22 protein-coding genes are annotated in these 24765 nt (G+C 66.9%); 8 read left to right on the top strand and 14 right to left on the bottom strand.

Annotation, left to right across the window (positions count from 1 at the left end; all coding sequences use genetic code 11):
- Positions 1–62 precede the first annotated feature (62 nt).
- Positions 63–1037, top strand: a complete 975-nt coding sequence (locus tag AC07TU_RS06205; protein ID WP_495187054.1) for a quinone oxidoreductase family protein — start codon at positions 63–65, stop codon at positions 1035–1037.
- On the opposite strand, the gene AC07TU_RS06210 is transcribed toward AC07TU_RS06205, so the two are convergent.
- The 6 genes from AC07TU_RS06210 to AC07TU_RS06235 all read right to left on the bottom strand — a co-directional run bounded on the left by AC07TU_RS06210 (position 1034) and on the right by AC07TU_RS06235 (position 9241).
- Entirely contained in the window at positions 1034–2326 is a 1293-nt protein-coding gene (locus tag AC07TU_RS06210) for a M20/M25/M40 family metallo-hydrolase (RefSeq protein WP_495187055.1), read from the bottom strand. The genes AC07TU_RS06205 and AC07TU_RS06210 overlap by 4 nt on opposite strands.
- Positions 2327–2366: 40 nt before the next feature.
- Positions 2367–3833, bottom strand: coding sequence for a PQQ-dependent sugar dehydrogenase (locus AC07TU_RS06215; RefSeq protein WP_495187056.1), 1467 nt, complete (start codon positions 3831–3833; stop codon positions 2367–2369).
- 73 nt (positions 3834–3906) lie between these two features.
- Positions 3907–4956: a phytase gene (locus tag AC07TU_RS06220; RefSeq protein WP_495187057.1), complete on the bottom strand. Its 1050-nt coding sequence runs from the start codon at positions 4954–4956 to the stop codon at positions 3907–3909.
- Complete coding sequence (locus AC07TU_RS06225; RefSeq protein WP_495187058.1) at positions 4956–7292, bottom strand: TonB-dependent receptor plug domain-containing protein; 2337 nt, start codon at positions 7290–7292, stop codon at positions 4956–4958. The genes AC07TU_RS06220 and AC07TU_RS06225 overlap by 1 nt, the downstream gene beginning before the upstream one ends.
- 45 nt (positions 7293–7337) lie before the next feature.
- A complete protein-coding gene (locus AC07TU_RS06230) occupies positions 7338–8507 on the bottom strand; it encodes an MFS transporter (RefSeq protein WP_495187059.1) in 1170 nt (389 codons plus the stop codon).
- Positions 8504–9241, bottom strand: a complete 738-nt coding sequence (locus AC07TU_RS06235; RefSeq protein ID WP_495187060.1) for an SDR family NAD(P)-dependent oxidoreductase — start codon at positions 9239–9241, stop codon at positions 8504–8506. Before AC07TU_RS06235 ends, AC07TU_RS06230 begins: the two co-directional genes overlap by 4 nt.
- 97 nt (positions 9242–9338) lie before the next feature.
- Between AC07TU_RS06235 and AC07TU_RS06240 the strand changes: the two genes are divergently transcribed.
- The gene (locus AC07TU_RS06240; RefSeq protein ID WP_495187061.1) at positions 9339–9965 is read left to right on the top strand and encodes a TetR/AcrR family transcriptional regulator; all 627 of its coding nucleotides are present in this window, start codon (positions 9339–9341) and stop codon (positions 9963–9965) included.
- Positions 9966–10100: 135 nt separating this feature from the next.
- On the opposite strand, the gene glnA is transcribed toward AC07TU_RS06240, so the two are convergent.
- On the bottom strand, positions 10101–11513 hold the full coding sequence (gene glnA / locus AC07TU_RS06245; RefSeq protein ID WP_495187062.1) for a type I glutamate--ammonia ligase: 1413 nt from the start codon (positions 11511–11513) through the stop codon (positions 10101–10103).
- Between the two features lie 139 nt (positions 11514–11652).
- The gene (locus tag AC07TU_RS06250) at positions 11653–11991 is read right to left on the bottom strand and encodes a P-II family nitrogen regulator (protein ID WP_495161501.1); all 339 of its coding nucleotides are present in this window, start codon (positions 11989–11991) and stop codon (positions 11653–11655) included.
- Between the two features lie 307 nt (positions 11992–12298).
- On the opposite strand from AC07TU_RS06250, the gene AC07TU_RS06255 reads away from it, so the two are divergent.
- The gene (locus tag AC07TU_RS06255) at positions 12299–14113 is read left to right on the top strand and encodes a DUF885 domain-containing protein (protein WP_495187063.1); all 1815 of its coding nucleotides are present in this window, start codon (positions 12299–12301) and stop codon (positions 14111–14113) included.
- Positions 14114–14128: 15 nt separating this feature from the next.
- Here AC07TU_RS06255 and AC07TU_RS06260 read toward each other — a convergent pair whose 3' ends face one another.
- From AC07TU_RS06260 to AC07TU_RS06275, 4 genes are all read right to left on the bottom strand, one after another.
- On the bottom strand, positions 14129–15313 hold the full coding sequence (locus tag AC07TU_RS06260) for a BaiN/RdsA family NAD(P)/FAD-dependent oxidoreductase (protein ID WP_495187064.1): 1185 nt from the start codon (positions 15311–15313) through the stop codon (positions 14129–14131).
- A 143-nt stretch (positions 15314–15456) separates the two neighbouring features.
- The gene (locus AC07TU_RS06265) at positions 15457–15639 is read right to left on the bottom strand and encodes a hypothetical protein (protein ID WP_066576812.1); all 183 of its coding nucleotides are present in this window, start codon (positions 15637–15639) and stop codon (positions 15457–15459) included.
- Positions 15639–16466 carry a type I methionyl aminopeptidase gene (map, locus tag AC07TU_RS06270; RefSeq protein WP_495187065.1) on the bottom strand — a complete coding sequence of 276 codons (828 nt, stop codon included), beginning with the start codon at positions 16464–16466 and terminating at the stop codon, positions 15639–15641. The genes AC07TU_RS06265 and map overlap by 1 nt, the downstream gene beginning before the upstream one ends.
- A gap of 133 nt (positions 16467–16599) precedes the next feature.
- Positions 16600–17412 carry an MBL fold metallo-hydrolase gene (locus AC07TU_RS06275; RefSeq protein WP_495187066.1) on the bottom strand — a complete coding sequence of 271 codons (813 nt, stop codon included), beginning with the start codon at positions 17410–17412 and terminating at the stop codon, positions 16600–16602.
- 46 nt (positions 17413–17458) lie between these two features.
- Here AC07TU_RS06275 and AC07TU_RS06280 point away from each other — a divergent pair, with 46 nt between their 5' ends.
- The 5 genes from AC07TU_RS06280 to AC07TU_RS06300 all read left to right on the top strand — a co-directional run bounded on the left by AC07TU_RS06280 (position 17459) and on the right by AC07TU_RS06300 (position 23843).
- On the top strand, positions 17459–18214 hold the full coding sequence (locus AC07TU_RS06280) for a competence/damage-inducible protein A (RefSeq protein WP_495187067.1): 756 nt from the start codon (positions 17459–17461) through the stop codon (positions 18212–18214).
- Positions 18215–18274: 60 nt separating this feature from the next.
- Positions 18275–19690, top strand: coding sequence for a M16 family metallopeptidase (locus tag AC07TU_RS06285; RefSeq protein ID WP_495187068.1), 1416 nt, complete (start codon positions 18275–18277; stop codon positions 19688–19690).
- A 10-nt stretch (positions 19691–19700) separates the two neighbouring features.
- A complete protein-coding gene (locus AC07TU_RS06290) occupies positions 19701–21101 on the top strand; it encodes a M16 family metallopeptidase (protein WP_495187069.1) in 1401 nt (466 codons plus the stop codon).
- A 219-nt stretch (positions 21102–21320) separates the two neighbouring features.
- On the top strand, positions 21321–22556 hold the full coding sequence (locus AC07TU_RS06295; protein WP_495187070.1) for a hypothetical protein: 1236 nt from the start codon (positions 21321–21323) through the stop codon (positions 22554–22556).
- Positions 22557–22673: 117 nt separating this feature from the next.
- Positions 22674–23843 carry a hypothetical protein gene (locus AC07TU_RS06300; protein WP_495187071.1) on the top strand — a complete coding sequence of 390 codons (1170 nt, stop codon included), beginning with the start codon at positions 22674–22676 and terminating at the stop codon, positions 23841–23843.
- Here AC07TU_RS06300 and AC07TU_RS06305 read toward each other — a convergent pair.
- Both AC07TU_RS06305 and rplL read right to left on the bottom strand, forming a co-directional pair.
- Positions 23840–24235, bottom strand: coding sequence for a hypothetical protein (locus AC07TU_RS06305; protein ID WP_495187072.1), 396 nt, complete (start codon positions 24233–24235; stop codon positions 23840–23842). The genes AC07TU_RS06300 and AC07TU_RS06305 overlap by 4 nt on opposite strands.
- Before the next feature lie 100 nt (positions 24236–24335).
- Positions 24336–24713 (bottom strand): 50S ribosomal protein L7/L12, encoded by a 378-nt coding sequence (gene rplL / locus AC07TU_RS06310; protein WP_495187073.1) that lies wholly within the window; start codon positions 24711–24713, stop codon positions 24336–24338.
- Positions 24714–24765 lie beyond the last annotated feature (52 nt).

Raw genomic sequence — 24765 nt, forward strand, 5'->3', positions numbered from 1 at the left:
GGTATGGCGGTCTAGATGGCCATGCGGAGCAAGGGTTGCAACCTGAAACTGGAGGCGAGTGCATGGCGCGTGTTGCGGTGATCGAGAAGACCGGCGGACCCGAGGTGATCCAGTGGGAGACGCGCGACCTGCCGCCGCCCGGGCCCGGAGAGGTGCGGGTGCGGCAAACCGCGGTGGGGCTCAACTTCATCGATACCTATCACCGCTCGGGCCTCTACCCGATGCCATTGCCAACCGGCCTCGGCAGCGAGGCGGCGGGTGTGGTCGAGGCGGTGGGCGAGGGCGTCACGTCACTCGTTCCGGGAGATCGCGTGGCGACCTATGGCCCGGGGCTCGGTGCCTATGCGAGCGAACGCAACGTTCCGGCGGAGATCCTCTCGAAGCTGCCCGATGCGATTTCGGACGAGGTCGCCGCGGCGGTGATGCTCAAGGGCTGCACCGCCGAATATCTGGTCGAGCGCGCCGCGCGGGTGCAGCCGGGGATGACGGTGCTGGTGCACGCTGCGGCGGGCGGCACGGGGCAGTTGCTGGTGCAGTGGATCAAGCATCTCGGCGCGACGGTGATCGGCACCGCCGGTTCGCCCGAGAAGGCCGAGCGGGCACGCGCGCTCGGGGCGGATCATGTGATCGAGTATAAGCGCGAGGATATTGCCGGGCGCGTGCGCGAGATCACCGGCGGAGCGGGCGTACCGGTCGTGCTCGACGGCGTCGGCGGATCGACTTGGGAGGCCTCGCTCAAGTCCGCGGCGCGGCGCGGGCTGATCGTCAGCTTCGGCAATGCCGGCGGACCGGTCGAGGGTGTCAATCTGGGCACGCTGAGCCGCCACGGATCGCTCTTCGTCACCCGCCCGACGCTGTACGACTATTATGCGAGCCCCGAGGAGCGCGCGGCGGGTGTGGCGAGGGTGTTCGAGCTGGTCGCCAGCGGCGTTCTGCGGATCGAGATCGGTCAGCGGTTCGCGCTGGAGGATGCCGCCGCCGCCCACCGCGCGATCGAGGCGGGCGAAACGATCGGTGCGACGCTGCTGATCCCTTAGCGCTTCTCTTTGCTTAGCCGGGTCAGGAACGCGGCGTTGCGCAGTGCCTGGAGCGGGATCGAGGTCAAGTCGATCCACTCGCCCTCTGCATGCGCACCGCCGCCCGCGACGCCCAGCCCGGCGAGCGTGTCGACATCGGCCGCAACAAAGGCGCTGTCGGCCGCGCCGCGCTTGGCCGGGTCCATCTCGGTCATTTCGGGGAGCCTCAAGTCGCGGTTGACCGCGTTGAGCTTGGCGAGCAGCGCGCGGTTGCCCGCGGTCGGTGCCATCGGCGGATAGGATTCTTCGAACGCGATCTTCGCGCTCGTGCCGGGCAGGCTCTTCGCGACGATCGCCTGCATCGCGGCGCGGGTCTTCGCCTCCTGCTCGGGCGTGAGCGCGCGCAGATCGCCACGCGCGACGGCCTGCTCCGCGACGATGTTGGTCTTGCCGCTGGCGCTGACCTGATAATTGTTCGGCGCCAGCGTCGCGGGGGTGCCCGCCGCCATCGTACCGATGTTGAAGGTCAGATTCTGCTCGGGCAGAGTCCGGCGGAATTCATCGAGGATGCGCACCAGTTCATAGGCCGCGCCATAGCCGAGCGAGGCGCCGAACACCCCGCTGCTATGCCCGGTCTTGCCGGTCGTGGTGAGTGTCCAGCTCGCCGAGCTGCGCCGGGCGACGGTGCCCTTGTCGCCACCCTCCTCACGCGCGAGATTCTCGTATTCCAGCGCGACATCGGCCCATTTGCCCGCAGCGATCAGGTCCCGGCGCGCGACCTCCAGCGGTTTCCCGGTGCGCTCCTCGTCGCCGGTCAGGACGATCTTGATGTCCGCGCCCTTCAGCGTGCCTGCGGCCTGCATTGCGCGCAGCGCGGCGATGATCACGACGACCCCGCCCTTGTCGTCGCCGATCCCGGGGCCGCTGGCGCGGTCGCCGTTGCGGACGAATTTCTGAAAGGGTGATTCGGGTTCGAACACCGTGTCGAGATGGCCGATCAGCAACAGGCGCTTGCCCTTGCCGTTGCCGGTGTGGGTCGCGATCAGATGCCCGGCGCGGCCGGTCTCCTTCATGTCGATCCATTCGACCTTGAAGCCCAGCGGCTCAAGTTCGGCGCGGACCATCGCGCCGACCTTGGTCACGCCATCGATATTGAGTGAACCGGAATTCTGGTTGACCAGCTTTTCGAGCAGCGCGACGTGGCGCTCGGTTTCTGCCTGGACGGTGGTTGCCATCTTCTGTTCCGCGCCGTTCTGCGCGGCGGCGGGAAGGGTGAGGATCAGGGCGAGCGGTGCGAACGTGCGGAGCATGGCGCACGTTAAAGCGGCTGGCCGCCCGCCTCGCAAGACCTCAGCTCGGGGTCACCATGAAGATCTCACCGTCGAGATCGACGATGAAGAGGTTGCCGGCCGCGTCCTCGCCGAACGACGCGAGCTGGTTGATGGTCCCCGCATCGGGTGCGAAGTCGGGGTTTCGGCGTTCGTAGTTTGCAGAGGCGAGCGTGCTGCCCGCGACAAGCGAGGCGTAGGGAACGCTCCAGATATTACCGCTGATGAAGTCCCCGAAGACGTAAGACCCGGCGAGCGAGGCGACCGGGCCGCGATAGACATAGCCGCCGATCACCGATCGTCCCTGACGCGGGCCGGTGCCGTGGCTGTATTCTGTGACGGGCGGCGTGAGCCCGGCGGGCGCGGTGCCGCTGAACGGCTGGGTGCCCTCGAGGAAGCGCCAGCCGAAATTGAGGCCGGGCTGATTGGGACGGATCAGGTCGATCTCCTCGCGTGCGCCTTGACCAACATCGCCGATGATCAGGCGGCCGTCGGGCGCGAACGAGGCACGGAACGGGTTGCGCAGCCCGAGCGCGAAGACATAGGGATCGCCTCCGCTGGTGATGTACGGGTTGCCTGGCGCAGCGACATAGGTTCCCCCGCTTTGCGCGAGCCGCAGGATCTTGCCGAGGCGGACATTGGTGTTCTGCGCATTGTTGTCGGGATCACCGCCGCCGCCGCCGTCGCCGATCCCGACATAGAGATGCCCGTCCGGGCCGAAGCCCAGCCAGCCGCCATTATGATTGTTGTTGGTCGGATGCGGCGTGCGCAGCACGACATTGTAGGGGGTGGCCGGGCTGCTCAGCGAGAGCGAGCGTACTTCCACCGCGCCATCGGGCGCTGTCGCGACCACCAGCGCTTCGCCATAGGTGGCAGGCATATTGGTGTTGACCACGAGGCCGAGCAGTCCGCGTTCGCCGTCGGTTGCAAGGTTCGTGACGGTACGGACCGTCGTTTTCGTTCCGCTGGCAGGATCGAGTCGCCAGATGCCGCCGCCCTTCTCCACCACATAGACCTGGGCGGAGCCGGGGATCGGCGCGACATAGAGCGGCTGGGTGAAGCCGGTGCCGACCCGGCGGACAGCGATCCCCTCGCGGCTGTTGGTGACGGTTACGGTGACGTCTTGCGTGGCCGAAAGACTGCCGTCGCTGACACGCAACTGGACCTGATAGACATTGTCGCCATCGGCATCACCCGGCAGGTCGAAATTGGGTGCGGGGGCGAAGGTAAGCGCGCCCGCGGCGGTGATCGCGAAGCGCGCCGCGTCGGCGCCGCCAACGATCGAGAAGGTGAGCGGATTGCCGTCGGGGTCGCTCGCGGTCGCAGTAAGGACCGCGGCGATGTTCTCGGCCACCGATGCGGTTGCCGCGGAGGTGAAGGCGGGCGCGCGATTGGCGGGTGGCGGTGTCGGGCTGGGGGTCGGGGTGTTGCCACCCCCGCTGCTGCACCCCACGGCGAGCGCCGCTGCGCCGATGACCCAGAGCCGCATCATTTCCCTCCTGCCGTGACAGGAGCGAAACGCGCGAGCGCGGCTTTGTTCCCGCCGCCGCGCCCGCAGTATCTCAGTCGAGCTTCAATGCCGCCTTGATGTCGGCCCAGGCGGCGAACTTGAAGTTCTGCGCCTGGGGCGGGTTGTAGCCGTCCTGCGCGATGAACAGGCCGCCCGGATAGTCCGGGCCGAAATCGCCGGTGATCAGCTCGATCCCGTCGGTTTCCTCGGTCGAACCGAACTTGCCCGGGGTGATGCGGAAGCGGCCGACAAAAGCTTCGTCGGACAGGCGATAGACCGCATAGGCATGGTCGCCCTGGCTGGAGACCAGCAGATATCCGCCATTGCCGTCGCCTTCCGTGGCGATGGCGACGCCTTCGACATCGGCGACGAGCTTCTGGGTGTCCGCGGCGGCGATCTTCGTGCCCGCGACCGGACCGTCGGCGCGCGCGTCGAAGCGCCATACGCCGACATCCTCCTCACCGACATAGAGGCGGTGGGTGCGTTCGTCTGTGACGCAGCCCTCGGACTGGGTCGCGAGCTTCATCGTGCGGAGCAGCTTGCCCGTGGGCGCGGCGCCCGACAGGTCGAGCTCGACCTGGCGGATCGTGCCGTCCTTGATCACGTTGAAGGCGTGGAGCTTGCCCCCGGTGCGATAGAGGCAGACGCCATAGGCTTCGCCCGCGCCGACCGGTACGGTGCCGAGCGGGATCAGCCGGGCGTTGTCGGTGTCGAGCCGGAACAGTGCCAGTTTCGCATTGCGCGGATCGTTGCGGTCACTCGCCGCGACGATCACGCCCGCGTCACCCATGTCCTTGAGGTCGACATTGTTGACCCGGCCCGCGTCGATGAAGAACCGGTCCTTGCCGGTCAGGTCATAGACGTGCAGCCCGGCCTTCTTGTCGGTGCCGACGATCAGGCTGGCGGCCGGGTTTGCCGGGTTGCGCCAGATTGCGGGATCGTCCGCGGCGTCGGCATTGGCGGTGCCCACCGCTTCGGTCTCGCCGCGCGCCTGGACGCTGGCCGCCGAAGTGGTGGGGACGATCGGAACCTCGCTCGTGCTCGAGGCGCAGCCTGCCGCCGCGAACGGCAGCAGGCTGATCATCAGGGCGTTCTTCAGCATCAGAAGGCCAGACGTGCCATGACCTGGAACACCGGGCCAGCATTCTCGCGCTCAAGCTCATACTCGTCGAAGTTGCGGTCGATCTGGTCATCGATCGTCGTGAACTTGTTGAACGCCTCGCGCTTCTCGCTGTCGAGCAGGTTCGAGCCGACCGCGCGGATCGTGAAGTTCTTGCCGAAACGCTTCTCGACGAAGACTTCGAGATCGGCGCCATAGGTGGTGCGGACCTCTTCCCCGACATTGCGGTCGATCGCCGCGCCCTGTTTGCGATAGGTCGCGCCGAACGCCGCGCCGAAGCTCGGGAAGTTCTGGATGAAGCCGAAATTGTAGACGATGTTCGACTGGCCGTTGAAGCGGCGCTCACCCAGTTCGTCGGTGATGTCGCTTTCGAGCAGCGAGAGGTTGCCGAAGACGCCGGTGTCGGGCAGGCCGAGGAAGCCGAGGCTGGTCGAAACGTCGAACTCGACGCCGTAGACCCGGCCGTCGCCGGTGTTGCGCGGCTGATAGACGAAGGTTCCGGGACCTTCCGAACCTTCGGCCTGGGTGTTGTACACCTCGACCAGATCCTTGATGTCGCGGTAGAAGAAATTGACGCCGATCACGCCGGTCGAGCCGATGCGCTGCTCGAAGCCAAGGTCCGCGCCCCATGCGGTTTCAGGGCGCAGCTGCGGGTTGCCGAGCAGGTCGTTGTCGCCCAGCTCCGCCTCAAGGAGGATCGGGGCGATATAGTCGAAGCGCGGACGGCGGACGGTGCGCGCGCCCGAGATGGTGATGCGGCCGCCATTGCCGACGCTGATCTTGGCCGACGCGCTGGGCAGGAGCTGGTTGTAATCCTGCTCGATCGCGCCGCCTGCGGCGGTCAGATCGTCAATGCGTACCGTGGTGTTCTCCCAGCGCAGGCCGACTTCCCACTTCACCGGGCCGGAATCGCCCTCGATCAGGCCGAACACGTCCTTGCGCTGTTCCTTGATCTTGCTGAAGCCGCCGAGGATCGGGTCGAAGCTCATATAGGCCTGCGCGTTCAGGTCCGGCGAAAGCTGGAACTGACTGTAGCTTGTGCGGAAGGTGGCCGGCAGGTTGAAGCGCTGACGGTCGGCTTCCTGGATATCGGTGTCGCGGACCTTGTTCTGGTAGAAACCGCCGAAGACGAGATCGATGCCGTTGCCGAGCGGCGCTTCATGCTCGAGTCCGGCCGAAAATTCCTTGTCGACGACATGGGTGTCGAACCGGTCGCCGGTGAAGCGCGGCGTGGCGCGATTGAACTCGATCTCCGTCTCGGTTTCCCACTGATTGTCGATGAACTTGGCAAAGCCGACCTTCAGCTTGGTCTCGCCCAGGCTCCATTTGTGGCTGAGCTTGCTGTTGATGCTGAAATTGTCCTGCTTGATGCCGTTGATGTTCGAATTGTCGGTCAGCAGGCCGGGGGTTGCGGCGTTGAGCGGGAAGACCGTCGGCCCGGGCGTGCCGGTCGCGCTGTTATACTCGAACGAGCGCTCGGTCTCGGTGCGGTCGGTGCGGACGTAGAAGCCCGACAGCTCGAAATCGGTGCTGTCGGTTTCGACCGTGTAGCTGGCGTTGAAGGCATAGTCGGTGCCGTCGCGCACGTCCGACTGATCCTCGCGGTTGACGAGCGCGGCGCCCGGCGCCGCATAGCGCAGGCTGTACTTCTTCTTGGGGTTGTAGCGGCCCTGCATGTTGGCGCCGAGCAGCAGGCGGCCCGGCCCGACCTTGGTCCCCAGCACCGCGCCGAAGCTCGGCTTCACCTCGCCATCGTCGAAGAACAGCGCGCCGCCGCGGACATAGCCGCCGTCGAGCTGATAGCCGTCACGCAGCACGATGTTGAGCGTGCCCGCGACCGCGTCGCCGGTGCGGCGCGCGGACGAGGAGCGGACGATCTCGACCTGCTTGATCAGCTCGGCGGGGATGCGGTCGAGGAAGAAGCTGCGATCGGCGTTGGTGCCGGGCACCTTCTCGCCGTTGATCAGGATCTGGGTATAGCCCGGGTCGAGGCCGCGCAGGCGGGCGCCGTCGCTCTCGATCACGTCGGACAGGAAGGTGACGCTGGGCACGCGCTTGAGCGCATCGCCCGCGGTCAGCGGCTCGAAGCGCTGGAAGAATTCCTGATCATAGACCAGCTCGGGCTCGGCGCCTTCGGTGCGGTTGCGATAGGCGATGGTGCCGTTGACCACGACGTCGGCGGCCGTTTCGATCTCGCTCCCGGGCTGCGCCCCGGTGTTCGGCTCAGCAGTCTGGGCAGCGGCCGGTGCGGCGAGCGAGAGTGCGATCACGGGCAGGCTGGCGCCCGCAAGCGCGGCGACGATCGATTTGCAGTTCATGGGATCCCCCGATTGAGTCGAGGGGGCGCCTAGGCGTAGCGCGTGTCACTCAGGTGCGATTCCCGTTTCACTTCGATTGCGCAACGATGACTGTTTCATGACGTTGCTCAGGCGACACAACCATGCCGTTGCCACGGCGAGGATGGCGAGCGCGCAGGCGATCCCCGCAAGCGCCCGGACACCGCCGAATTCGAGGGCGCGGCCACCCGCAAAGCTGCCAAGGGCGATGCCGATATTGGCCGCCGCGATATTGAGCGAGCTTGCGAAGCCTGGCGCTTCGGGTGCGGCGGCCATGACCCGGATCTGGCAAAAGACGAAGCCGGCCGCGTGGGCGGCGCCCCAACCGGCAACCGCGATCGCCAGGGCCGCGCCGCCGGGCGCGGCCGCGATCAGACCGGTCATCGCCGCCACAGCGAGCGCAACCCCGGCGGTTGCGGGTAGCGCCCGGCCGGCGAGGTGTCCGGCGAGCCAGTTGCCACCGAGTCCGGCAATGCCGAAGCCAAACAGCGCGACCGCGATCCATTCACGTCCCAGCCCGGCATGGCCGAGCAGCAGCGCGATGAAGCTGAACCCGCTGAACATCGCCGCAAAGGTGAGCGTGGAGAGGAGAAGCTGGGCCTGCATGGCCGGCCGGGCAAGCAATCGCCACGGGCTCTGCGCGGCAACCGCACGGCCCTGTTCTCCGTCGCCTCCGCGGGCAAGACACCCCAGGGCGGCCAGCAACGCCAGCAAGCCGATCATCGCCATCGGTCCCTGCCAGCCCGTCCATTCGGCGATGAAGCTGCCCGCGGGCGGGGCGAGCGTGCCGCCGATCGTGACGCCGGCATAGAGCAAGGCGACGCCGCGACCGGTGCCAAGGGCCGTGCCAAGCCGAACGCTTGCAACGCTCATGAACAGAGGCAGCGCCGCACCCTGAAGCACGCGCAGGGCGAGCGCGAAGGCGAAGCCGGGAAAAGCGAGCAGCAACAGGTTCGCGGCGAAGGGCAGCAGCGATGCTGCGAGCATCGCCGCCGCGGGCCAGCGCGCGCTTGCGGCGACGAGCGGCGGGCCGAACAGCGCCGAAGCGAGCGCGAACACGGTGATGAGCCACCCCGCTCGCGCGGGCGCCACCGCCAGCGCCGCGGACATGGCCGGGAGCAGGCCGATCACGACGAACTCCGCCGCCACCACCACGGCCGCGCCGAAGACGAGCGGCACGGCCGTGGCGCGGCTCACGCGTTGGCGCCGCTATCGACGAGGATCGCGGTGCCGGTGATCGATCGCGCCTCGGGCGAGGCGAGATAGGCGACGGCGGATGCGATGTCGTCCGGCGTGCCGAACCGGCCGAGCGAGGTGCGCGCGATCTGATCGGCGGCGTGCGGACCCGATGCCGGGTTCATGTCGGTATCGGTCGACCCCGGATTCACCGTGTTCACCGTGATTCCGCGCGGTGCCAGGTCACGCGAAAGCGCCTGATGCAGCATCGCGATTCCGGCCTTGCTGGCGTTGTAGGCGGTGAGGCCGGGGGAGGGCGCCTGGAGCGCCAGGTTGCTGCCGATCGCGATGATCCGCCCGCCTTCGCCCATATGCGGCAGGACCGCGCGCGCTGCGACGAAGGGCGCGCGCAGATTGACCGCGATCGTCGCGTCGAAATCCTCGAGGCTGAGGTCTTCGACCGGGGCGGCGATGAAGATGCCGGCATTGTTGACGAGGATGTCGATTCCCCCAAATGCCTCGGCGGCCTGCGCCACCGCAGCCTCGATCGCGGCGGCGTCGCGATTGTCCGCTAAGATCGCCAGCCCCTTGCGGCCCAGCGTTTCGATCTCGGCGACGACGCGCGCCGCGGCATCGGCGGCGGCGGCATAGGTGATCGCGACATCTGCGCCCTCGGCCGCCAGCCGCCGCGCGATCGCGGCCCCGATCCCGCGGCTGCCGCCGGTCACCAGCGCGCGCTTTCCTTCCAATCGCATTTCAAAACTCCATTTCTGTAGTGATCGATACAAATATGGAGCGGCTTGTCGCCCCGTCAACCACTTTCTATATCGATCGCTACAGAAAGGAGGCGGCATGACGGAGAATGCGCGAGCGGAGCGCGGCCGGCCGCGCGGGTTCGACCGCGATGCCGCGCTCGAACAGGCGATGCGGTTGTTCTGGCGCAAGACCTATGAGGGCACCTCGCTCGCCGAACTGACCGCGGCGATGGGCATCAACGCGCCTAGCCTCTACGCCGCGTTCGGCAGCAAGGATGCGCTGTTTCGTGAAGCGGTGGCGCATTATTCCGAGCATCACGGCATCGAGATCTGGCGGACGTTGCGCGATACCCCGGCGATCGATGCGGCGATCGAGGGATTCCTGCACGCGACGGCGCGATCCTATTCGACGCCGGGCGATCCGCGCGGTTGCCTGATCGTCCTGGGTGCGCAGCATGAGGATGGCGAAAACGATCCGGTGCACCGCGAGCTGCGCGCGCGCCGCCGCGCCAGCCTCGACGAGATTGGCGAGCGGCTGATGCGCGCGGTTGCCGATGGGGAATTGCCCGCTGGTTTCGACGTCGCGGGTGCTGCGGCGTTCCTGCTGAGCGTTCAGACCGGCATGTCGATCCTGGCGCGCGACGGCGCGGACCGTGCGGCGCTGGAGGCGGCGGCGCGCGGCGGAATGCTCGGCTGGTGCGGCTTGCGGCGGCTGAACAACTGACGCGAAGACGCCCGGATCGTCGGGTCCGCCAACGCGCGTGAGCGCGCAAACGAAAACGCCCGGACCGTTAGGTCCGGGCGTCTCGCTGTCCGGCGCCGCGTCCCGTCGGAGGCGGCGCTTGGGAACGGCTTCGTCTTACGACGAATAGTACATGTCGAACTCGACCGGGCTGGGGGTCATTTCCCAGCGCGCGACATCGGCACGCTTGATCTCGACATAGGCCTCGATCTGGTCCTTCGAGAAGACGTCGCCCTTGAGCAGGAAGTCCATATCGGCTTCGAGGCTGTCGAGCGCCTCGCGGAGCGAACCGCATACGGTCGGCACTTCGGCCAGCTCTTCGGGCGGCAGGTCGTACAGGTTCTTGTCCATCGGGTCGCCCGGATGGATCTTGTTCTGGATGCCGTCCAGGCCGGCCATCAGCAGCGCCGCATAGCAGAGATACGGGTTGGCCAGCGCGTCGGGGAAGCGGAACTCGACGCGCTTCGCCTTGCTGCCCGCGCCGTACGGGATGCGGCACGATGCCGAACGGTTGCGCGACGAATAGGCGAGCAGCACGGGTGCCTCATAGCCCGGGACCAGGCGCTTGTAGCTGTTGGTCGACGGGTTGGTGAAGGCGTTGAGCGCCTTGGCGTGCTTGATCACGCCACCGATGAAGTAGAGGCACATTTCGCTGAGGCCGGCATAGCCATTGCCCGCGAACAGCGGCTTGCCCTGATCCCAGATCGAGATGTGGGTGTGCATGCCCGAGCCGTTATCTTCCTTGATCGGCTTGGGCATGAAGGTCGCGGTCTTGCCATAGGCATGCGCGACCTGGTGCACGACATATTTGTAGATCTGCATGCGGTCGGCGGTCTGGACCAGCGTGCCGAAGGTCAGGCCCAGCTCATGCTGCGCGGCGGCAACCTCATGGTGGTGCTTGTCGCAGGGCAGGCCCATTTCGAGCATGGTCGAGACCATCTCGCCGCGGATGTCGACGGCGCTGTCGACCGGCGCGACGGGGAAGTAACCGCCCTTGGCGCGCGGGCGGTGGCCCATATTGCCGCTCTCATACTGCTTGGACGAGTTGCCCGGCAGTTCGATATCGTCGAGCTGGTAATAGCTCGAGGAATAGGTGTTCTCGAAGCGGACGTCGTCGAACATGAAGAACTCGGCTTCGGGGCCGACATAGACGGTGTCGCCGATGCCGAGCGACTGGAGATAGGCCTCCGAACGCTTGGCGGTCGAACGCGGGTCGCGGGCATAGAGTTCACCGGTCGAGGGCTCGACGATGTCGCAGACCAGGATCAGCATCGGGGTTGCGCTGAACGGATCGGTCCAGACGGCGTCCAGATCCGGCTTCAGGATCATGTCGGACTCGTTGATCGCCTTCCAGCCCTCGATCGACGAACCGTCGAACATCAGGCCGTCGGTCAGCTCGTCCTCGCCCAGGATGCTCGCCACCATGGTGAGGTGCTGCCACTTGCCCTTGGGGTCGGTGAACCGCAGGTCGATCCACTCGATCTCCTGATCCTTGACCATCTGCAGAATGTCGGCGGCGGTGTTAGCCATTGGAACCAAGCCCTTTCTCTCGCTTGTCGGAACCGGCGGTTGCCGGAGAATCATGTTGCGTTGCAGCGATGTCTCGTGAAATTTTTGCGCTGCGTCAAATTCGTATGATCAACTGGATCGCGCCAGCCTGATGGCCCGATCAGATCGCGTTGTCGTCGCGCTCCCCGGTGCGGATGCGCAATGCGGTTTCGATTGCGGTGACGAAGATCTTGCCGTCGCCGATCCGGCCGGTCTGCGCCGCGGTGGCGATCGCCTCGACCACCCGGTCGGTCAGCGCGTCCTCGACCACGACCTCCAGCTTCACCTTGGGCAGGAAGTCGACGACATATTCGGCGCCGCGATACAGTTCGGTGTGCCCCTTCTGGCGCCCGAAACCCTTGGCTTCGGTCACGGTGATTCCAGAAACCCCTACCTCGTGCAGTGCTTCCTTCACCTCATCCAGCTTGAACGGCTTGATGATGGCTTCGATCTTTTTCACGGCCTGTCATTCCTTCGTTTCAAGCGGGGTTCGCCCCGATTTTGCCTGGTCCCGCGCCGATGCTTGGCGAAGGCAGAGACAAGGATCAAGCGAAACGCCCCTTGTCGCGCGGGTTGCACGAGGCGTGCCAGAATCCCCTGCGGGTCTCCCCCAAGGGATTCCGCGTCGCAGCGGCGCGCGCGCGTTAATGACTGCCTAACAATTGGGCAGATGTCTTGGAATTCTGCGCGATTGCGGGGCAGTCTTGCCGCACGCGGGAGGCGGGTGTAGCGGTTCGCTATCACACCTGTTCAGAGGTTTCCTACCTATGCGCTTTTCCCGCCTGATGCTCGCCGGCCTGCTTGCCGGAAGCGCCGCCATTTCCGCTCCCGCGCTCGCACAGCAGGCGCCGGCCGCGCAGCCGGGCGTGAGCGCCGAGGATGCGAAGCTGACGGCGCTGTTCCACGCCAGCGACGAGGCGATGCTCAAGCGTCAGCCGCTGATGGCGATCTTCCGTGGCGACCTGCGCTATGCCGACCGGCTCGGCAACTATTATACCGATGCCTACACCGCGGCGGAGAAGGCTGCGACCGAGGCGGATCTGGCAGCACTCAAGGGCATCGACCGGACGAAGCTGAGCCCGGTCAACAAGATCGCTTACGACGTCTTCAAGGCCGATCAGGAACGTGGCCTCAAGGGCTTCGCGCCCGCGATCATGGGCGTGAGCAAATATCTGCCGATCGATCACTTCACCGGCTTTCAGACCTTCTACCCGGACTTCGCGTCGGGGCAGGGGGCGGCGCCGTTCAAGACCGTTGTCGACTATGACAATAATCTGAAGCGCAATGCCGAATATGCCGCGACCTATGATCGCGTGATCGGGCTGTTCCGCGAAGGGATGAAGCGCAAGATCGTCCAGCCCAAGCTGGTCGTGCGCAACATGATTGGACAATTCGACAAGCTGATTGCGCAGGGCGTCGAGGAGTCGGTCTTCTACGCGCCGGTCAAGAAGTTCCCCGACGGCGTGAGCGAGGCCGACCAGGCGCGGCTGCGCGCGGCCTATGCGGCGCAGATCAGGGACGTGATCATTCCGGCGCACAAGAAGATGCGCGACTTCCTGGCCAACGCGTATCTGCCTGCCGCGCGCGACAGCGTCGGCACCTCGGCGCTGCCTGGCGGCGCGGCAGTGTACAATTATGCGATCGAGAGCAACACGACGCTGCCGCTGACCGCGGACTATGTCCACAACCTCGGCCTGTCCGAGGTCAAGCGTATCCTCACCGAGATGGAGGCGCAGAAGAAGGCGGTCGGTTTCACCGGCACGCTGCCGGAGTTTTTCACCTTCCTGCGCACCGACACGCGCTTCCAGCCCAAGAGTGCCGATGCGCTGCGTGAGGGCTATGAGGCGATTGGCAAGCGCGTGGACCTGCGCGTGCGCGAGCAATTCTCGCTGATCCCCAAGACCCCGCTCGAGATCCGCCCGGTGCCCGATTACCGCGCCGAGGGCGATGCGGCGGGCAGCTATGTCCAGGGCACGCCCGACGGGTCGCGGCCCGGCGTGTTCTTCTACAACACCCACGACCTGCCGGTGCGCTACACCTGGGGCATGGAGACTTTGTACCTGCACGAAGCCGTGCCGGGGCATCACTTCCAGATCAGCCTGGCGCAGGAGAATGACAAGCTCCCCGCCTTCATGCGCTTCGGCGGCAATACCGCCTTTGTCGAGGGCTGGGCGCTGTACGCCGAGACGCTGTACAAGGAGTTGGACGTCGCGGTTGAGCCGTACCAGCGGATGGGCGGCCTTTCGGATGAGATGCTGCGCGCGATGCGGCTGGTGGTCGATAGCGGCCTCCACGCCAAGAACTGGAGCCGCGAGCAGGCGATCGATTACATGCTCGCCAACTCGCCGATGCCCAGGACCGACGCGATCGCCGAGGTCGAGCGCTATATCGCGATGCCGGGGCAGGCGCTGGCCTACAAGATCGGCCAACTCACCATCCTCAAGGCGAAGGCGAAGGCGAAATCAGCACTAGGCCCCAAGTTCGACCCCCGCGCCTTCCACGCCGTGGTGCTGGACACCGGTGCGCTGCCGATGCCGGTGCTGGAGAAGAAGGTCGACGACTGGATTGCTACGCAGAAATGATGCGCAGCTGGCGGGTCAGATCGCCTGCCCCGCCGCCCAGCCGCTGGCCCAGGCCCATTGGAAATTATAGCCGCCGAGCCAGCCGGTGACGTCGACCCCTTCGCCGATCGCATAGAGGCCGGGGACGTCGCGCGCTTCCATCGTCTGGGATGACAGGCCGGCGGTGCTGATGCCGCCGATCGTCACTTCGGCCTTGGCGTAGCCCTCGGTCCCGTTGGGATGGAAGCGCCATGCGGCAAGGCGGCGTTCGGCCTCGGCCAGCTTCTTGTCGGCGGTATTGGCCAGTTCAGTATCGAGCGCCAACTGGTCGGCGAGCGTATCCGCCAGTCGATTTGGGAGCGCGTCGCCAAGTAGTTTGCGCAACGTCGAGCGCGGATGGGCGCGTTTGGCGTCGGTGAGCCAGCCCGTGCCGTGACCGGGCAGGAAGTCGATCTCGACCGGCTCGCCATGGCGCCAGTAGGAGCTGATCTGGAGGATCGCCGGGCCGGACAGGCCGCGATGGGTGAACAGGGCGGCCTCGCGGAACTTCGCCTTGCCCGCGCGCGCCTCGACCGGGGCCGCGACGCCGGAGAGTTCGCGGAACAGCACTTCGTCCCCGCCGAGCGTCAGCGGGACGAGCGCGGGGCGGGGTTCGACCACTTTGAGGCCGAATTTGCGCGCGAGATCATAGGCGAAGCCGGTGGCGCCCATCTTGGGGATCGAGGGTCCGCCGGTGGCGATGACGAGGGCGGGCGCAGAGGCTTCGCGGTCGCCGACCGCCACGCGGTATTGGCCATCCGCATGGCTGACGTCGCGGACCGCATGGCCAAGCGCGATCTCGACCCCGCCCGCCTCGCATTCGGCGAGCAGCATCGCGACGATCTGCCTTGCGCTGCCGTCGCAGAAGAGCTGGCCCAAGGTCTTTTCGTGCCAGGCGATGCCGTAGCGATCGACCAAGGCGATGAAGTCATGCTGGGTGTAGCGGCGCAGCGCCGACTTGGCGAAATGCGGGTTGGCCGAGAGATAGCGGTCGGGCGCGATGCCGAGATTGGTGAAATTGCACCGCCCGCCGCCGGAGATCAGGATCTTCTTCCCGACCTGATCGGCATGATCGATCAGCAGCACCCGGCGGCCGTGCTGACCGGCGGTGAGGGCGCACATCAGGCCGGCGGCGCCCGCGCCGAGGATGATCGCGTCGTAGGTGGCTGGTTGGGTGGTCACGTCGCTTCCTTCGTCATCCCGGCCTTGTGCCGGGATCCACCGGGAGGCGAGCGGTGGCGGTGAGCCTCTGGTTCAATGCTTGCGGCACCGTGGACCCCGGCACAAGGCCGGGGTGACGGATGTGTGTGTGGGAGGAAGGCGGCCTAGCGCAGCTTCGCGATCGACAGGCCGTCGGCCTTGGCGCGGTCCTTGACCGATTCCTCGCTGCGGGTCAGCGCCTTGGCGATCGCCTTCAGCGCCATGCCCTTCTTGGCGAGCGTGTGCAGCTTCTGCACCTCGTCGGTGCGCCAGGGCTGGCGGTGCCGCTCGAACTTGCCCTCAGCCATCAGAGATACGGCGGCTGGTGCAGGCCGCGCTGGCTCTGCGTGAAGATCTCGCACCCATCCTCGGTGATGCCGATCGAATGTTCGAACTGCGCCGAGAGCGAGCGATCGCGCGTCACGGCCGTCCAGCCGTCGTCGAGCAGCTTCACGTCGGGACGGCCGATGTTGATCATCGGTTCGATCGTGAAGAACATGCCGGGGCGCAGTTCCGGGCCGGTGCCGGGGCGGCCGACATGGACCACTTCGGGCGCGTCGTGGAAGACGCGGCCAAGGCCATGGCCGCAGAAATCGCGGACCACGCCGTAGCGGTGCTTCTCGGCATATTTCTGGATGGCGTGGCCGATATCGCCCATCGTGTTGCCGGGCTTGGCCATCTCGATGCCGATCATCAGGCACTCATAGGTGACGTCGACCAGGCGCTTCGCCTTGAGCGGCACGTCGCCGACCAGGTACATGCGGCTGGTGTCGCCGTGCCAGCCGTCGAGCAAGGGCGTCACGTCGATATTGACGATGTCGCCGTCCTTGAGCGTCTTGGGGCTTGGGATGCCGTGGCAGACGACATGGTTGATGCTGATGCAGCAGCTATGCGTGTAGCCGCGATAGCCGAGCGTCGCGGGCACCGCGCCGCCGTCGATCGTCATCTTGCGGACGATGTCGTCCAGCTCCTCCGTCGTCACGCCGGGCACGACATGCGGCACCAGCGCGTCGAGGATGTCGGCGGCGAGACGACCGGCGGCGCGCATCCCTGCGAACCCGTCGGGACCATAGAGCTTGATCGACCCGTCGCGGGCGAAATTCGTGTCTTCGGTTACGGCAACATATTCGGTCATCGGCGCGATATAGGCGTTTTGGCGCCTGGTTGCGAGAGGCAGTAGCGCTCCCCCGTCCGCGCGAAGCCAAGGCCGTCGCGCTCGATCGCGCGGCGCTGCTTCGAACCGGCGAAGCGGGCGGGATTGCTGTGGTTCAGATGGATGAAGCGGACCTTGGCGGCGAGGTCGGGGCGGAGCCGAGCCGAGCAAGACGCGCGGCGGTGTCGGCGACGCGCGGATGCGGCACGCTCTTCATCCGGGCCGGATCGCCCAGCTCATTGTCGTCGAAGAAGGTGCCGTCGACATAGGCGACGTCCACCTCCGCCAGCACGTCCTCAAGCCGCTTGTCCCATTTTTCCCAGCTGTCGAGGTCGGGTAGGTAGAGCGCGCTGCGCCCGGCTCCCCTGATGACGAAGCCGACGGTTTCGGAGAACTCGTCGCGATGAGGCACCAGATAGGGCGTCACCGAGATGCCGCCGGGCAGCTGTGTCGCCGTGCCGGCGGCGAGGGGGCGGAGCGCGATATTGTCGAGTGCGACGAGTTGGCTCCACGGGCTGTTGCCCTTAAGGAAACCGGCCATGCGCGGCATCGCATAGACCGGCACGCCGCGCGTGTTGGCGGCTTCGCGGCCTAGGAACATCAGGCCCGTATAATGACCCATATGCGCGTGCGTCAGGAAGATGCCGTCGATGCCGATACCGGGGGTCCGCTTCGGGTGATGCATGTCGAGCCAGTGGAGCTGGTCGGTCAGGTTCGGCGTCGCGTCGAACAGGTAGCGGCGGCCGCGGTCATGGTCGATCAGGGCGAGTGAGGCGGCCCAGGCGCGCAGCTTCGGATCGCGCCAGGCGGGGTCGGCGTTGCGGCCGATCTGGGGCGTGCCGGCATCCTGCGAGGTGCCGAGCACGACCAGCTCGGTCTGGCAGCTGGCGGTGGCGGCGAGAGCGAGCGCGGCGAGCGTTGAAAGCATGACGGTGACGCTAGGCGGGGCGGCTGCATCCGTCTATGCCACCGCCATGAGCGAGCGTATCTGGACTGCGGGACTTGTGGTGATCGGCGACGAGATTCTCTCGGGCCGCACGCAGGACAAGAATGTCGCGCAGATCGCGATCTGGCTCAACGTGCAGGGCATCCAGCTCGCCGAGGTGCGCGTGGTGCCCGATGTGGAGGCCCGCATCGTCGAGGCGGTGAACGCGATCCGCACCGGATACGACTATTGCTTTACCACCGGCGGGATCGGGCCGACGCATGACGACATCACCGTCGATGCGATCGCGGTCGCGCTGGGCGTGCCGGTGGTGGTCCATCCCGAAGCCCGCGCGCTGATGGAGCGCTATTACGAGACGCGCGGCGGGCTGACCGAGGCGCGGTTGCGCATGGCGCGCGTGCCCGAGGGTGCCGACCTGATCCCGAACCGGATGTCGGGGGCGCCGGGCATCCGTGTTGGCAACCTCTTCATCCTTGCCGGGGTGCCGCACATTACCGCAGGGATGCTCGACGCGCTGACCGGCACCCTCGAGGGTGGCCGTCCGGTGGTGAGCGCGACGATCGGCAGCTGGGCGGCGGAGAGCGAGATCGCCGGGCTGCTCGGCGATACCGAGCGGGCGTTCGAGGGCGTCGCGATCGGCAGCTATCCCTTTTTCCGCGAAGGCCGGACGGGGGCCAATTTCGTCGTCCGCGCGACCGATCCCGCGCTGGTCGATGCGTGCGCTACCGAGCTGGGCGCGCGGCTTTCGGCAGCGGGCTACGAGGTCGTCAAAGGGGGTATCTAGCCCCTTTACGTGACGTGCTGTGCTGATATCGTAACACACGGTATCAGTCAGGGGGTTCTCATGAAGATGAAGCGATGGGTGGCGGCGCTTGCGCTGGCCGGGGCGGCGTTGCCGCTTGGCCTGGCGGCGGCGCCCGCAGCGGCTCAGGCGCCGCAGAAGCTGTCGGTCGACATGCAATATTACACGCTGCCCAATGGCCTCCGCGTGGTGCTGGCCAAGGACACGATCTCGCCCACCGTCACGGTCGGCGTCTATTACGGCATCGGTTTCCGGATCGAGCCGCGCGAGCGTACCGGCTTCGCGCATCTGTTCGAGCATCTGCTGTTCCAGGGATCGAAGAACGCGCCCAAGGGTGTGCACATCAGCACGATCAGCAATGCGGGCGGCATCCTCAACGGATCGACCCGGTTCGACTTCACCAACTACTTCGAGGTGGTGCCATCGAACGCGCTTGAGCGGATGCTGTGGCTCGAGGCCGATCGCATGGCGAGCCCGGTGATCAACGACGAGGTGCTGAAGAACCAGCAGGGCGTCGTCGGCAACGAGGTGAAGGTCAACGTCCTCAACCAGCCGTACAGCACCTGGCCGTGGATCGATCTGCCGATGCTGGCCAACACCAACTGGTACAACAGCCACAATTTCTACGGCGACCTCAAGGAGATCGAGGCGGCGACGGTGGCCGATGCCACCCAGTTCCACGACGCCTTCTACAAGCCGAGCAACGCCGTGCTCGTCGTCGCGGGCGACATCGACTATGCGGCGACCCGCGCGATGGTCGACAAATATTTCGGCTGGATGGCCAAGTCGGCGCCAGTCAAGCTGCCCGACATCAGCGAGCCGCGCCAGACCGCCGAGAAGTTCAAGAGTCGCGTGGATCGCCTCGCGCCCAAGCCGGGCTGGGCGGCGGGCTATCATGTCCCCGCGCGCGGCACGCCCGAATGGTATGCGATGGGCCTGATCGACCAGATGCTGGTCAAGGGGCAGGACAGCCGTCTCTATCGCAAGCTGGTGGCCGAGACCGGCATCGCCGGCGAAGTGGGCGGGGGGATCAACTTCCCGCTGGGCACCATGTTCAACTATCAGGGGCCGATGCTGTGGAGCTTCAACTTCACGCATGACGCCAATCGCAGCCGCGACGAGATCAAGGCGGCGGTGGACAGCGTGATCGAGAATCTGCGCACCAAGCCGGTCTCCGCCGAGGAGCTGGCGCGGGCGCGGACCAAGATGCGCTCGTCGCTCTATTCGACGATCGACGGCACCGGGCGGATCGGTCTGATCGACCTGCTCGCGGTGTATGCGCTGTTCGACAACGACCCGAAGAAGGTCAATTCGATCGAGGACGGCTTCGCCAAGGTGACGCCGGCGCTGATCCAGAAGACCGCGCAGGAGTATCTGCGTTCCACCAACCGCTCGATCTACGCGATCGACCCCGGCGCGGCGCCCGCCGCTGCGCCCAAGCCCGCGGGAGCCAAGTAAGATGTGCCGCATGATCGCAAGCCTGATGGCTGCAACGCTGCTCGCCGGCCCGCTCGCCGCGCAGGAGCTTCCGACCACTCCGCCGCCGATCCCGGCGCCCAAGGCGTTCAAGGTTCCGGCGTCGGAGACGCTGACGCTGGCCAACGGAATGAAGGTGACGTTGGTCCCCTATGGCGTCGCGCCCAAGGTGGTGGTGTCGCTCCAGACCTCTGCCGGGTCGCTCAACGAGGGTGAGAATACCTGGCTGGCGCTGCTGGCGGTGGACATGATGAAGGAAGGCGCCGCCGGGATGACCGGCGCACAGATCGCGCAGAAGGCCGCCGAGATGGGCGGTGGGCTCGCCACCAACTCGACGCTCGAAAGCTCGTCGGTGACGCTCAACGTGCTGTCGGAGCGGGCCGGGGACGCGATCGCGCTGGTCGCCGATGTCGCGCAGAAGCCGGGCTATCCCGATAGCGAGCTGGCACGGGTCAAGGCGAACTGGAACCGACGCCTGGCGGTGGCGCTGAGCCAGCCGGGGACGCTCGCCGATGCGGCGCTCGATCGCGCCTATTACGGCACCGATCACCCCTATGGCCGGGTGCTGCCGACGCCGCAGCAATTCGGGGCGTACACCACTGCGCAGCTCAAGGCGTGGCACGCCGCCAACTTCGGGGCGAAGCGCTCGCACCTCTATATCGCCGGCAAGTTCGACGCGGCGGCGGTGAAAGCGGCGGTCGAGAAGGCATTCGGCGGCTGGGCCGCAGGTCCGGAGCGGCTGTCGCTGCCGCCGAGCCCCAAGCCGGGTCCGCAGGTGCTGCTGATCGACCGGCCGGGCGCGCCGCAGTCGACCTTCAGCATCGCCTATCCTGCGCCGAATGCGGGGAGCCAGGGCGACATCCCGATGCGGGTGTCGAACGCGTTGCTGGGCGGGGCGTTCAGCTCGCGCATCACGCGCAATATCCGCGAGGCGAAAGGCTATACCTATTCGCCGGGATCGAGCCTGGCCTTTTACCCGACCAACGCGGTGTGGACGTTCAATGCGGACGTGACGACCGCGGTGACCGGCCCGGCGCTCAAGGAAGTGTTCCACGAGATCCGCACGCTGCAGGCGACCCCGCCGGGTGATGAGGAAGCGGCCGGCATGCGCCAGTATATGGCGGGCCTGTTCGTGATCCAGAACTCGACCCCGGGGGCGCTGGTCAACTCGCTGGCGACGCGGGATTCGCTCGGGCTGCCGCGTGACTGGATGGACAAATACGTCCCCGCCGCGCTCGCGGTGACTCCGGCGCAGATCAGCGAAGCGGCGAAGAACTTCCCGATCGACAAGTTGACGCTGGTGGTGGTGGGTGACCTGAAGGTCGTTACCCCACAGCTTCAGGAACTTCCGGAGTTGAAGGGCATCGAGTTCAAGACCGTTACGGTTCCCTGATCGCGTATTCAGGTGAAGTGACAAGTGAAACGGGAGCGGTGGCACGCCGCTCCCGTTTTTGTTTTGGGGTCGGAACGGGTTTCATTTGACCCTTGTCAGTCAACGGCTCGCCGCAATTGTGAGGCGGTGACGCGGCGAATTGCGGGTTCCATTCATTGAACCCCCGTTATGACCCGATACAGCAATCAAGCGCGTCATGCGCATAGCCGGGCGATCGCCGTGCTGCTTGCGGCCGTTGCCCTTCCCACAACTGCAATGGCGCAGGAGGCGGTGACCCCGCCGACCGTGCTGGTGCCCAGCCAGCAGGCGCCGGCTCCTGCGGCTCCCGCGCCTGCCGCGCAGGGCGAGTCCCGCACGCCGGTCGCGCCCAGCGCGCTTGCCCAGGTCGAGCAGGAGGAGCGCGAGCGCGCCGCCGCCCGTCAGGCTGCACGCGCCGAGGCACGGCAACAGCAGCGCGCTGCACGGCCCGCCCCCCGGGCGGGGGCGCCGGTGCGGCCCGCGGCGGAACCGGTGGCGCCTGTTGCGGCAGCGCCGGTGACTCCGCCGCCTGTTGAGGTCGCTCCTCCGCCTGTGGAAACCGCGCCGCTGCCCGCCGAGACTGTGGCTGAGGCTCCGCAGCCCGCCAGCGATGGGGGCGGCAGTCTCCGGCTGATCCTTGCAGCCGTTGGTCTGGGCCTGGCTGCGATCGCCGCCTTCCTGCTGCTGCGCCCGCGCCGCCGGGACGAAGATCTTGCTTACGAGGCCTATCAACCCGAACCGCTTGTCGCACAGAGCGAGCCGGCTTCCACGCCGCGCGTCGCCGACCCGGTGGCCGCTGCGCCGATCTTCGTCGCGCCGCGCCACGAACCGGAGGTGATCCCCGCGACGCCGCAGCCCGCGCTGGAGAATGCCGAGCTGGTCGCGCCGGATGCCGCGGATATCGATGCGGTGCTGGGCGGCGCGAAGCCGCAGGGCCGCCGCCCGGTGCTCGAGCTCGCAATGCGCCCCACCCGCGCCGGGATGAGCCGCCGTGGCGCGATGGTCGAGTTCGAGCTGACCGTTGCCAATGCGGGCGCGCTCCCTGCGGAGGATGTCCGTATCGGCGCGTTCATGCTGGGCGACAGCGCGGCCGTTCCTTCGGAGATCGAGCGGCTGCTGATGCACCCGCCTGCGGAGCAGGTCGTGCCCGCCGAGCGGATCGAGCCCGGCGACGGCACGCGCCTCAACGCCGCGGTAACGCTGCCGCGCGAACTGGTCGAGGCAGCCGCACAGGAGGGCGATGACGGCTTCACTCCGGTGCTGGTCGCCGATGCGCGCTATCGCCTGCCGGATGGCGGCGAGGGGCGGACGGCTGCGGCTTTCACCATCGGCCGCATCAATGGCGGCGAGCATCTCGTCCCGATCGCCTTGCAGGACGATCCGGCGGTCTATGCCGATATCGAGGCGCGTCTGCACAGCGTCCCCGCCAAGGTCTGAGGCGAGGGCGCAGCGACGGCCCGCTCCACCCCGAGCGGTGGAGCGGGCTTCGTTTGCGCCCGGCCGTACGCATTTTTTGGTGCCCCGCTGCCCGTGCATCATGCTAACGCGCGCCGCGTGACTGCGTTTTCCCTTCGCGCGACCACCGCGCTGACCCCCTTCATGCTTCTCGCTGCGCCGGTTGCCGCGCAGGACAGCAAGGCACCGGCTGTGATCACGCCACCGGTGCGCGACTTCAACCTGCCACCCTCCGGGCAGACGCCGACCCCGGCGCCGGCGCCGGCTCCCACCGCCACTCCCGTGGTTCAGCCGGTTCCGATCCCGACACCATCGGCGACCGGCACCGCGCGTCCCGCGACTGGTCGTCCCGCTCCGGTGCCTGCACGAGCTCCAGCAACCAGCGCGCCGGCGGCCGTGGCGCCGGCAGCAACGCCGACGCCCGCGGCCAGCCCCACGCCGGCACCGGCATTGTCGCCGACGCCAGTGCAGACCCAGCCATCTCCTGCAGTTACGGCTACTCCGACAGCCGCTGGCGAAAGCCTGCCCGCTTGGCTTTGGCCCGCACTTGGCGGCGTGCTGCTGCTTGGCGGCGTTGCAGGCTGGTGGTTCGGCCGCCGCCGGCGCGTGCAGGAGGCTGAGGACGCTCGGCCCGAACTATTGCCGGTTCCGGCGTCTGCGCCGACTCCCGGGCCGCCGCCACTGAGCCGCAAGGCGCCTGCGGCGTCGGCCGCTCCCGTTGCCCCGGCCGCACCCGCCGCGCCGCAGCCCGCGCTGCCCCCGGTCCCGCCGCCCGAAGGGCCGCTGGTGACCGAGATCCGGCCGATGCGTGCGGCGATTCGGGATGGCCTGGTCACGCTCGATCTGGAGCTGTTCATCCAGAATCGCGGGCACGAATCCGCGGACAATATTCGCGCCGTCCTGGGACTGCTGGGCGCCAATGCCGAACAGGATGTGCAGATCGCCAACTTCCACGCCGCTGCGCGGATCGCGGCAGGAGCCGAGCCGTTCAGCATCGCGCCCGGCACGCTCCACACGCTCACCGCCCAGGTCACGCTCCCCGGCGATCAGATGCAGGTGGTGAACGTACAGGGTAAGCCGATGTTCGTGCCGATCGTCCCGATTTCGCTCAAATGGTATGCGGGCCTTTCCATCCGTACGCTGCGCGACGCCTTCATGGTCGGCACTGTGCCCGCCGCGGGCAGCGATCGGCTGGGGCCACTCTGGGTCGAGCGGGCGGGCGAGGGCTTCGGACGGCTCGCGGCGAAGCGCTACGCGCCCAAGGCCTAGCGCGCCAGCAGCACGGCGCCGAGGACGACGACCAGCGCCATGCCGATCAGCAACAGCCACAGTGCCGCCGACAGCGTGCCAAGGCCGCGCCATGCCTGAATTTCGTCGGCAAGGCGCATGTCGGGCGTGATGGTTTCCGGATCGGTGTCCGTTGCCTGAGACAGGGTCCGGGCAAACCGTTCCCAGATCTCGGGATCGCCGGTCTCCCTTGCGGGCAATTGCACGATGAGTGATCGGAAGAGGTCGCCGACGGTGCGCCATTTGGGCGCATCGGCATAGTCGATCGTCACGCCGAACTCGGCCTCGATCTCCTCGATCGCGGCGAACTCGTCGCTGTTGCTGTTGAGGCCGAGCGTAGCGGGACCAGAGGTGGCGGGGGCGGCGTCCGTCATCGCCCGATGCCTAGGCCGCACCCGGCGTCGCGCCAACAGAAAAGGGCGGCCCGTTGCCGGACCGCCCCTTCCTGAAGACTGCGGGTGCAGCCGATCGAGATTACTTGATCTCGACGGTCGCGCCGGCTTCCTCGAGCTGCTTCTTGAGCTTCTCGGCTTCGTCCTTCGACACGCCTTCCTTGACGGCCTTCGGCGCGCCCTCGACGAGAGCCTTCGCTTCGGTCAGGCCGAGGTTGGTGATCGCGCGGACTTCCTTGATGACGTTGATCTTCTTGCCACCGTCGCCGGTGAGGATCACGTCGAACTCGGTCTTCTCTTCGGCTGCCGGAGCAGCGGCGCCGGCGCCGCCAGCAGCGGCAACAGCGACAGGAGCGGCGGCGGTGACGCCCCACTTCTCTTCGAGGAGCTTCGAGAGCTCAGCGGCTTCGAGGACGGTCAGCTCGGAGAGCTGGTCAACAAGAGCGTTCAGGTCAGCCATGATAATTTCCTTTGGTCAGATTGGTTCGAAAATAGTCGCGAAAGAACGCCGC

The organism is Sphingomonas sp. GW821-FHT03E12 (assembly GCF_059420685.1).

Bases quoted from the DNA above. Each gene is read 5' to 3' on its own strand.
- AC07TU_RS06220 (WP_495187057.1), bottom strand. From the start codon at position 4,956: ATGCTGAAGAACGCCCTGATGATCAGCCTGCTGCCGTTCGCGGCGGCA.
- AC07TU_RS06205 (WP_495187054.1), top strand. From the start codon at position 63: ATGGCGCGTGTTGCGGTGATCGAGAAGACCGGCGGACCCGAGGTGATC.
- AC07TU_RS06285 (WP_495187068.1), top strand. From the start codon at position 18,275: ATGAAGATGAAGCGATGGGTGGCGGCGCTTGCGCTGGCCGGGGCGGCG.
- AC07TU_RS06255 (WP_495187063.1), top strand. From the start codon at position 12,299: ATGCGCTTTTCCCGCCTGATGCTCGCCGGCCTGCTTGCCGGAAGCGCC.
- AC07TU_RS06225 (WP_495187058.1), bottom strand. From the start codon at position 7,292: ATGAACTGCAAATCGATCGTCGCCGCGCTTGCGGGCGCCAGCCTGCCC.
- AC07TU_RS06235 (WP_495187060.1), bottom strand. From the start codon at position 9,241: ATGCGATTGGAAGGAAAGCGCGCGCTGGTGACCGGCGGCAGCCGCGGG.
- AC07TU_RS06275 (WP_495187066.1), bottom strand. From the start codon at position 17,412: ATGCTTTCAACGCTCGCCGCGCTCGCTCTCGCCGCCACCGCCAGCTGC.
- AC07TU_RS06215 (WP_495187056.1), bottom strand. From the start codon at position 3,833: ATGCGGCTCTGGGTCATCGGCGCAGCGGCGCTCGCCGTGGGGTGCAGC.
- AC07TU_RS06210 (WP_495187055.1), bottom strand. From the start codon at position 2,326: ATGCTCCGCACGTTCGCACCGCTCGCCCTGATCCTCACCCTTCCCGCC.
- AC07TU_RS06290 (WP_495187069.1), top strand. From the start codon at position 19,701: ATGATCGCAAGCCTGATGGCTGCAACGCTGCTCGCCGGCCCGCTCGCC.
- AC07TU_RS06265 (WP_066576812.1), bottom strand. From the start codon at position 15,639: ATGGCTGAGGGCAAGTTCGAGCGGCACCGCCAGCCCTGGCGCACCGAC.
- glnA (WP_495187062.1), bottom strand. From the start codon at position 11,513: ATGGCTAACACCGCCGCCGACATTCTGCAGATGGTCAAGGATCAGGAG.
- AC07TU_RS06280 (WP_495187067.1), top strand. From the start codon at position 17,459: ATGAGCGAGCGTATCTGGACTGCGGGACTTGTGGTGATCGGCGACGAG.
- map (WP_495187065.1), bottom strand. From the start codon at position 16,466: ATGACCGAATATGTTGCCGTAACCGAAGACACGAATTTCGCCCGCGAC.
- AC07TU_RS06305 (WP_495187072.1), bottom strand. From the start codon at position 24,235: ATGACGGACGCCGCCCCCGCCACCTCTGGTCCCGCTACGCTCGGCCTC.
- AC07TU_RS06240 (WP_495187061.1), top strand. From the start codon at position 9,339: ATGACGGAGAATGCGCGAGCGGAGCGCGGCCGGCCGCGCGGGTTCGAC.
- rplL (WP_495187073.1), bottom strand. From the start codon at position 24,713: ATGGCTGACCTGAACGCTCTTGTTGACCAGCTCTCCGAGCTGACCGTC.